Below are 9,032 nucleotides of genomic sequence, written 5' to 3' on the forward strand. Positions count from 1 at the left end.
ACGACCCGATCATAGTTTTTTTGGACTTCTGCCCCGACGTTTCTCCAAGTGTCGACGATATTATGCGGAAGGCTGAAAATTCGACCATGCCAAATCTAAAATCCGGAAATGGAACTGGTGTTACGTCGGTATTGCCTTTGAGGAAAGAGGAGATCAAGTGTCTTGTTAACCAGGCGAACGAACTGAAGATATTCTCATCTCAAGCTTTCGTTACCCTGCCAGTTAATCTGTGCAAGAGATGAAATTGAAGCCGTCGACGATTATAGATAGCCTTGCGTCGATTGCGGTCGTGATCGGCGTCCCACTATTCTTTGCCAAAGAAGTACTAGATACTCAGCGGGAAAGAAGGCAGAACGCGCTTCATCTAGCCGAAGGCATGCAAGCTGAACAGTTCTCCAACAATCGCCAGATACTATTGCGGCCTTGGCTTAGGGAGGACCTGCGTGCGCTGCAGCAGACAAATCCGTCCCGGGACGTGCTAGACAAATTAGTCATCGACATAATCGAAACAGATTCCAGTCGGGCCATTACCAGCGCGCTCTACGACACTGCGCTCTTTTTTCGGCACGCACAGGCATGTATCGATAGCCATGTATGCGATAATGATCTGACTACAGAGCTCATTTCCCCAACAGCATTCGAGATATATCGCTTGTACGCCCCAGCCTACAATGCAATGGCGGACAAGTATCGTCTCACGGACATCGGACGTGAAATAAAGGCCTTTGCAGAGGCCGCCGAAATCTCTGGAAAAGCTGGCAATTCGAACTGAAACAAAAAGGATAGTGGCGCTAGTTTGCGAACGAATCCGTAGTGCTTATTAACAATTTGCGAGCAATTGCCTCTGCACCCACGTTGCAAGTTTAGCGTCGCACACGGTCTCTAGATCGGGATAGTAAAAATCAGAAGGCTGTGCTTGCAGCATAAAATTAACCAAAGCTTCAGAATTGACGCCCATACCTTCGGCATACTCGGCTATTTTTTTGTATATTTCTTTTTTGTACATTTCGTCCGATGCCGTGACGCCGAGTCCCGGGAAGCTTATCTGATGGAAGCCAAGTCTCGGGTAAGGAGACCAAATCTCTCGAGTCTTTCCGGCAATGAAAACGAGCGGGCACGCAGAATAGCAATCATTCCAAAGCCTCGTCGACAGTCCCCGCTTCCTTATTTCCTTGCCCGCTTCCATTGCTTCCCAAACCAGTCCACCGCCGCTGCCAAGAGCTACAGTATCCACTGCCGGGTTCGCATCCAGGACAGACAAAAGACGCGAATGAAAGCCTTCGGTCACGTGGCCAAGTATGTAAATGACGGTACCATCCTCCCTAATATCGTAGAAAGCATCTAGGGAAGCTTCCTTGATTGCTGCGCGTTGTGGGATTCCGTATTGCCCTGCGCAATCAAGATTCCACTCCTTAACCCACCTGTCTTCCGACTCATTCGAAAGTCGATCGAGGTTAAAAGCCCAGTTTTCAGATAGTGAGGAGGGCTGCTCAGAACCATCATCATCGAGCAAAGATGGATCAAGATGAGCGCTAGATTTTGATTGCCCCAGCAATTTTCCAAGTATGTAACACGACATTTCACGTACGTAATATTCATTCGTGCTCGTTCCCATGTAGCGTCCGCTGGGAAGGCTAAGTTTTCTTAGGCGGACAATGATGTCCATCTGTTGTTTCGTCTGCGCTGCTACCGGGATCGGAGGCCAAGCTAAGATCGCTGTCGCAAATACAATGGCGATCCAACTCACGACACGGCGGTCTGCCTTTGCGAACATTTTTGATTGGCCTCCCACGCGGTGCCCAATCGCAGAAAGGGCTTCACTGAACAGCCTCACAATCGCTTCTTGGGCGCCAGCTAAGATACCAATTTTTCAGGTTGTCTGAAAGACAGACGCGGAGGCGCAGCGCGACGCAGCCGTCCTTCACGCGCGGATGTCAGCCATCCTGTCGCTTAACTTCTAATCATGGCACAATGCAGACATTTTAATGGAAGGCAGACTTGGACCCGGCTGCGAACTTCATCCATAAGTCAGACTGATGGATGGGGCGCTTTCACTTTTTGATCCGTAAATCGAGGTCATATGGGACAGCGATCGTCAATGTGTCGATAGTTTAGATTGGCACCGCTTTATCCCTCTCCGGCCACAATTATCCACCGGAAAGTGCCTACCCACACAGCGAGGGCCTTGCTTGCCGCTCGGTTAATCTGCCTCATTCGGTTTCCAAGTCTATAGGATCGAAGATGGCTGAGCTGTCCGCCGTAGTCAGGCTCCGTCCTGCGCGCATTGCCCTTCTGGTAAGTCCGGGGGACATAGCGGCAGTCATTAAATTCATGCGGATTAGCGCTTGTATGTGGGGCGGAAGATACAATCCGATTATCCCTGTGTTTCGCAAGCCGCCAAAAGCTTGGGCAGCCGAGTTTCCCAGAGACGTTACCGGGCTTGAGATCGCGCGAGGTTATATCCAGTTCTCGAACCCGATGCATTCGTCGAGGCGCAACCCGGCTTGCTCGAAAAGGTTGGTCTTGGCGCATTACGGAAATACATCTCGTGGGGTCGCGTTCTCACCTTGGATGAAGTTTTGGCACCCGAACCGCACAAGGATTGGGCGGCGCTTCATCTCGGGTTCCCACGCATTCCCGGCCAGTGGGGGCGGGTGCTGCATTCCATGTCGGGGCCCGGAGCGGCCAGGGCAACGAAACCGGAACAGCAGGATCATTGACGACGACCACGGGTCCTGACTTAATGCTGCATCCCCGATCAGGGTGATCCGCGGTGTTATCCCGATACCGGCTGCTCAGCGAATACGTGATGCTAGCCCGTTTTTTGGTAGCTGAACTGCCGTCCTCAGTGCGCGCTGGTGTTGGGCTTCGCTGAATAGTCGCTTACCGACGAACGCATCCAAAAGCTGACTGTGTTTACTCGCTCACGCTAGACCTCATCCGGGATGATCCACGTTCCATCATGCGGTGGGAAAGGCCTCGTCGGCGTTTTGGCCTACACTCAATTCGCAAGTGGCACGCGGAAGTCAAAGAAAGCCGGAAGCAACAGCAGATGGGCGAGCCATCCTACAAATGTCAGCATGGAACGTCGGGACAGGAATTCATGCAGAACCTATTGGACCGGCGAAGTCAAACAGCGGATATGAGCGATGCGCAACGATCGCAATTCTACAAGGAGTTGAAAAAGCGCCGCGATGACGCATATCGCGAGCTCTTAGCCCAGCTCTTAGATCGCCGTGGGCTAGGTGCGAACGCATCTCCTGTTTTGATAGGGGCGCTCTGATATTTTGCACCCGGTTGTAAAATTCCCCAATGCCTTGGCGTTGATACTTCGGCGCAACGATTCACAAATTGAAACCCGAATCTAGGAGTAACTTGGCGACAGTAGAGCGGCACGTCGCTTACGAAGGCTCCTTATGTCTTCGTTGCGTTGCAAAGCCTCCTTATCTATCATCGTAACGTTCCATCTGCTGATCTCGACCAAAACGGAAGTTTCGTATGACGGCATGGGGTAAAGAGGCAACTAAAAACCTGCGATCAATTCTGGCCAATCTCTATCCAATGATTGGCGATGGTCGAAGGCTTGCCAAAGATGCTGGACTTTCAGAAGCGCAAATTGAGTTCTCTAACAAGGCCATTAACAACTGGTTCTCAATTCTGGAACGTGCCAAGCACGAATACAAAATTGATAGCATTGTTGCTCTGGCCATCGACGAAAATCCGGAGAACGAAGCTCTGCTCCGCGCGCGGGATCAGGCGCCTCCGCCGACATTAGAGGGCCCTGCGCCATCAAGTTGGCATGGAGCTGACTCCTTGCCCCAGCTCGAGAAACTCATGGGAACCAGAAGCACGCTCGTCTCGATCAACTATCTTGAACTGGGTCTGACAAGAGCGAGGTCAGTAGGCCGCGTCAAACGACACGACGGCAGTTCAGGCACCGGCTTTACCATCGGTGACAACATTTTGCTCACCAACCATCACGTACTTCCGGATGCGGAGACTGCGCGTACGTCAGTAGTCCAATACAACTATCAAAAGACTGTTGCCGGTCTGGACGCGCAGGTGGAGGAGTATACGCTACAACCTGAGGACTTTTTCAAAACGTCTGACGCCGATGATTGGACCGCTGTGCGCATTGCCGGAAACCCTGTGACCAAGTGGGGAACGCTAGCGCTAACGGGGAAAAAACCCATGATTGGTGAGCACGTCAACATTATCCAGCATCCAGGCGGTCAACACAAGCAAATGTCATTCTTTGCGAATGTCATTGTCTTCGCTGGAGAAAGTCGGATTCAGTATCTAACTGATACTCTTCCGGGCTCTTCTGGTGCGCCTGTATTTGATGTCGATTGGAACGTCATCGCCCTCCATCATAGCGGTGGCTGGCTTGTCGAACCAAATGCAAGTTCAAAGACGACCTATTATCGTAATGAAGGCATTGTGATCGACAAGATCACTGAAGCGTTGGCATTGAGCTAAGGCAATTTCTTATTCGTCGGGTATGCGCCAAGGAGAGGGAACACCACCATACGCGCTTATTTCGAATTACGGCTTCGTCTTGCTGCTATCTACCCCAGCTTAACCGACTGGTTAAGAGTGATGGACGACGCCCAAATCGAACCGGGATGGATTAATCTTCAAGGCGCGGCGTTGACGGTGTGGTTTGGGATACTCCGGTACGCTGCCGAGACGAAGCAATCACGGGTCCTTCTACAAAATATCGTAAGCGAACAACCGATTCTCGCTGATCTCGTGACGAGCTATCTAAAAGAACTCGATGAAGGCAAACGTCCACTCGATTTGCAGTTTGGTCTTGCCGAGTTCCCGTCCGGCTATTCTGCGCGCATAGCTCGCCTTATCGCCGATTATCTGGGCGATAGTCGAATCCGAAGGCCGTTTGGCGGGCGTTCGGAACAATTGGCGATGTTGAATAGTTGGCTGGAAGAGCCCGTTTCTCCTTCCAAAATGTTGCTATCAGGCCAAGCTGGACGGGGCAAGACCGCACTGCTCATCCACTGGTTGGAACAAGTCTCAGATGAATGGAGTAAAATATTTCTCCCGATAAGTATTCGTTATGATACAAACTCGGCTAGAATAGTCTACGAATCATTAGCAGTTAATCTTAGCAAATTAGTTGGAACACCTTTGCTCGTTGCATCGGTCGATCCTGCCGAGTATTATAAAGAAAAGTGCTACGAATATTTGGCAATACTCGAAACTGGCGATCGAAAAATACTGTTAGTTCTCGATGGTTTGGACGAAGCAGTCGGTTGGGAATTTGATCCTGCTCTGTTGTCGCTGTCACAAGAGAGCAACATCAAGGTTGTCGTTTCCGCCCGGTGGCTTGCCGGGGAAGAGGACGGCGCACAGTGGCTCTATCGGCTTGGATGGGCGGGCAGAGGTGCCGCACAATCAATTGTTCTTGATGTGCTCAGCTTGAGCGACATTGAGGGGGTGCTCGCAACGACAAGCACCACACCTGAGAAATCGTCGGACGTTGCCAAAGAGCTAAAGAGAGTAAGTCAAGGCGACCCGCTTTTGCTTGGATATTTGATTGAAGACATGGAGACGAACAAAGGGACAATCGATCTTGATAGTAGTTCGCCGGGGTTTGCTTCATACTTCGCTGCCTGGCTAGATCGTCAGCGTCCGGCATGGCTTCAAAACTCCGCCAATACGGACGCCTTGATCGGCCCGATAATGGGCGTACTTTCTTGCGCCCTAGGACCCATCGGCAACAAGGATTTATCCGAGATCGTAGAGAGTGTGTTTGGAGAAGCTCCGGCGATCACAAAACAGACGCTTATCCCGTTAGCGCGTTTTGTTATCGGCAGCGGCACGACTGGCTACTCCCTCTCTCATCCTAAACTGTCCGAATACTTTCAGACTGACTTTTTCCAGGACGGGTCCATCATTGAAAGGATCAAATCGGCCTATATAGAATACGGCCGAAGAGAAATATCTCGCTTGAATGACCGTAGTTTAAGCCCCAGGGACGTTTCGACCTACTTACTTAAGCATCTATCAGGCCACTTCCAACTACAGAACTCTGGCCATATAGGCCTTATGGAGCTGGTCAGCGATGGCTGGAGACTTGCTTGGGAACAGACGGAAGATGCAGATTTAGGATTCGCCCGGGATGTCGCGGTCGCGATGAACATTATCGTCCCAACTCCCATCAATACGGCAATGGAGCCCAAGCTATCTGACGTCTTTCGGTGCGCGCTATGCCTTAGTTCCATCACAAGCTTGGGCCGGCAGTTGCCAATTCAAATTACCATTCAGGCGGCCAAAGCCGGTATAATATCCTTGCGCAAAGTATGCGAGTATGCTCGCCTCCAGGGACCAGCCGCATTTCCACGTGTAATCGCTGCCCTGGCATCTCGAATCCCGGACGACATTCTTGGCTCACTTCTCGAGGAAGCAGTTCTGTACGCGAGATTGGACAGTTTGCCCTCCTCCCGGGTTACCTCGCTCGCAATCCTCTCCATCCTTGTAGATGGAACTAAAGCCCGATCGTTGTTGGATGAGGCGTTGTTGATTGTCGAAACCGAGCAGAACGATAATCAATATGCTGATTGTGTGGCTGCAATAGCCCCTTTCCTGCCGAGCCGACACGCTCACCAACTCATCAAGCAAGCGCTTGAACGGACCAAAACGCTGACCAGCTTCGTGAACCACGATTTGATGAAGGTCGAGGCGCTCAAAGCCATAGCTCCGCATATCTCCCGCGATTTGGTCATGGATGCGGTACAAATCGAGAAGGAGATGAGTCTATATCACAGATTGAGCGCGCTCAGCGCGATCTCGCAGTCCTTGACGGCTGATATGTTGTTCGACGAGATGGCCGGAATATTTACGCAGGCAAACGACACCGAAGACATCCTCATCAAGATCAATGCAAAATTGCTAAATGGCTCCAAAAGGAAAAGAAATCTCGTCGGGTTAGCAGCCAGCTGCAAAGATAGTTCAGAATATGGTGAAGCTCTCAAGGCCATATTCCCGCACCTACCTAGGAGTAAGCACTCCGCGTTCCTGGCGAACGTTGTTCAGAGCCCTCGGCTTGATACTCAAGCGGAAGTCATTTCCAGCGTGCTTTCACAACTTCCCGACGTCCTGGTGTCGTCAGCAGTGTCCCACTTGATGGGCATTCTGCCGAAGCTCCAAGGCACTTCCTTGGAGAGCGCTCTAAACGCGCTTGCATTGCACGCGTCAGACGAGGACATAAAGCGTTGCGTCGAGCATGTTGCTCAAATCGTCGATTTGCAGTCTAGAGCCAACTGCATGGCCGCTCTGGTGTCACGCTTTTCCGCTGATCGCATGTTGGATCTATTGCGAAGCTTGAGACAAATTTCAGATAACTACTGGTATGCCATTGCTCTCGCCACGGTGTCTGAGTTTCTTCCGACTGGCGGGGGCCAAGCCGCCCGAAATGAAGCCCTTGCTTGCTGTTTAGAACAACCCGCCTCCGAAGTAGGAGGGAGCCTAGTTGCGCTGTCGGACTACTTTCCTTTCGACGAGATAGGCACCCTCTTATCCCACGCGAACCGTCTCGAAGACCCGAGCGATCGCTTGCAGGTATTGGCTTCGCTGATTTCGAAGTTGTCAGACGCCGAGCGCGGTCTCGTTTTGGGCTCTGTATGGGAAAGTGTTTTGAGAAACGACGACTTCACCGTCGTCCGAAATGTTTGCACGAGTATTGCAGGTTTTCTTTCGGAACAACAGCTATCCGATGCGCCTAAAATCGTTATCAAGTTTAAGAATTATATTTTTCATTTGGCGGAGACCATTGCGCCGCTGCTTCCTTATTCTTCGTCTCATATGCTCTTACAAGTTGCTGACATCCTTAGCGAGGAGTCCGAAAATGAGGATTTGGACAGTCTTCTCGAACTATACATGGCGTTGTTTCACGCCTTGCCCGTCGAGCGCAAGGAACCGGTACGACAGACCATCCTTAACGTATTTTGGAAGCGCGGCAACGTACTTCACATCCCTACAGTCGCATGCCTCTTAGAGCCCGATGCTATTGAGAAATTTATCTCTGATATAGCAGAAATGGGCGACAGCTTTGTGCAGTGCCAAGTGTTGAGCGGGCTATTGCCATATATAGGTGACATTGAAAGGGAAGAAATCGCGGGCGTAGCCCTCAGCGCGCTTTCCGAAGCGATGCGATTGCTCAAGCAGGAACACACTGATTTTGAATTCTCTAGTAGTCTCATGAAGCTTGTTCCTTATCTGGATGAGCTGGAGCACCAGCGCGCGATTGCGGCCTGTGAATCAATTGTATCAATGGCGATACGTGCGGAAACAATGTGCAAAATGCTTGCCTACTTGTGCGATGAAAACAAAGAAAAAGTAGTACATGATGTATATGCTATGTTGATATCGGAAGAATTTATTCGGTATGGGAGATCGTATGGCGATACATTGAATTTAATATCACAGCATTTCAGTATTGATCAAAAAAAATGTTTACTTCAGGTAATTATGCGGAAGGCGGGAAAAATGAACCGCGATGATTTTCTGGCGGTACTCAAGGAAACATGCCGCGTCGCGCTGGAGACAGGTGAAGTTGCGGTGTCAGATGAAATTGTCCTCTCCTTGATAGAAATACGGAAGTGGTATCCGTAGCGAAAATCCGGTGATGTCGCAATTAGAACGAACTGCACTTTGCGCATCTCGACAACTACCTCAATCGCGTATTTGCGGGCTGGATATATCCGATCGCGATGTGCCGAGCCCCGTGCGATCGAGCGATCGAGACCCGATATGAATGATTCTTTTCAAAGAATCGCATGGCAGCACCGCAACCCGATCCCCGATGCCCGGCTTTGTTGGCATTGCTTCAGTCGAACTCTGCGCCCCCAACGCATTGCCTACTACACCGTGCTTTCTTCAACTGCTGGACCTAGATGGGGTAACGGGCTGCCAGGCCAACTGCTCACTTCACTACGGCGATTTTGAGCGGCGCGCTGCGCTCGCGGTTTGCTTGGTAAGACGGCGGTCGTCCCTCACACTGATGGTGTGAACGG

At 51.0% G+C, this 9,032-nt stretch carries 5 protein-coding genes; 4 read left to right on the top strand and 1 reads right to left on the bottom strand.

All coding sequences use genetic code 11. The features are described 5' to 3' along the window. On the top strand, positions 1–242 hold a 242-nt coding region (locus AAAB35_RS23005), incomplete at its 5' end, for a hypothetical protein (RefSeq protein ID WP_340670599.1). 2 nt (positions 243–244) lie between these two features. After that, positions 245–772 (top strand): hypothetical protein, encoded by a 528-nt coding sequence (locus tag AAAB35_RS23010; protein ID WP_340670600.1) that lies wholly within the window; start codon positions 245–247, stop codon positions 770–772. A gap of 48 nt (positions 773–820) precedes the next feature. Here the strand turns inward: AAAB35_RS23010 and AAAB35_RS23015 are convergent, their stop codons facing one another. After that, the gene (locus AAAB35_RS23015; RefSeq protein ID WP_340670601.1) at positions 821–1,774 is read right to left on the bottom strand and encodes a hypothetical protein; all 954 of its coding nucleotides are present in this window, start codon (positions 1,772–1,774) and stop codon (positions 821–823) included. A gap of 1,724 nt (positions 1,775–3,498) precedes the next feature. Between AAAB35_RS23015 and AAAB35_RS23020 the strand changes: the two genes are divergently transcribed. Together AAAB35_RS23020 and AAAB35_RS23025 are read left to right on the top strand one after the other, a co-directional pair. Next, the gene (locus tag AAAB35_RS23020; protein ID WP_340670602.1) at positions 3,499–4,479 is read left to right on the top strand and encodes a trypsin-like peptidase domain-containing protein; all 981 of its coding nucleotides are present in this window, start codon (positions 3,499–3,501) and stop codon (positions 4,477–4,479) included. 120 nt (positions 4,480–4,599) lie between these two features. After that, entirely contained in the window at positions 4,600–8,631 is a 4,032-nt protein-coding gene (locus AAAB35_RS23025; protein WP_340670603.1) for an ATP-binding protein, read from the top strand. The last annotated feature ends 401 nt before the right edge of the window (positions 8,632–9,032 follow it).

It is taken from the genome of Phyllobacterium sp., from assembly GCF_037994425.1.
Lineage (GTDB): Bacteria > Pseudomonadota > Alphaproteobacteria > Rhizobiales > Rhizobiaceae > Phyllobacterium.

Coding starts and splice junctions, on each gene's coding strand:
- AAAB35_RS23015 (WP_340670601.1), bottom strand. CDS start 1,774: ATGTTCGCAAAGGCAGACCGCCGTGTCGTGAGTTGGATCGCCATTGTA.
- AAAB35_RS23020 (WP_340670602.1), top strand. CDS start 3,499: ATGACGGCATGGGGTAAAGAGGCAACTAAAAACCTGCGATCAATTCTG.
- AAAB35_RS23025 (WP_340670603.1), top strand. CDS start 4,600: ATGGACGACGCCCAAATCGAACCGGGATGGATTAATCTTCAAGGCGCG.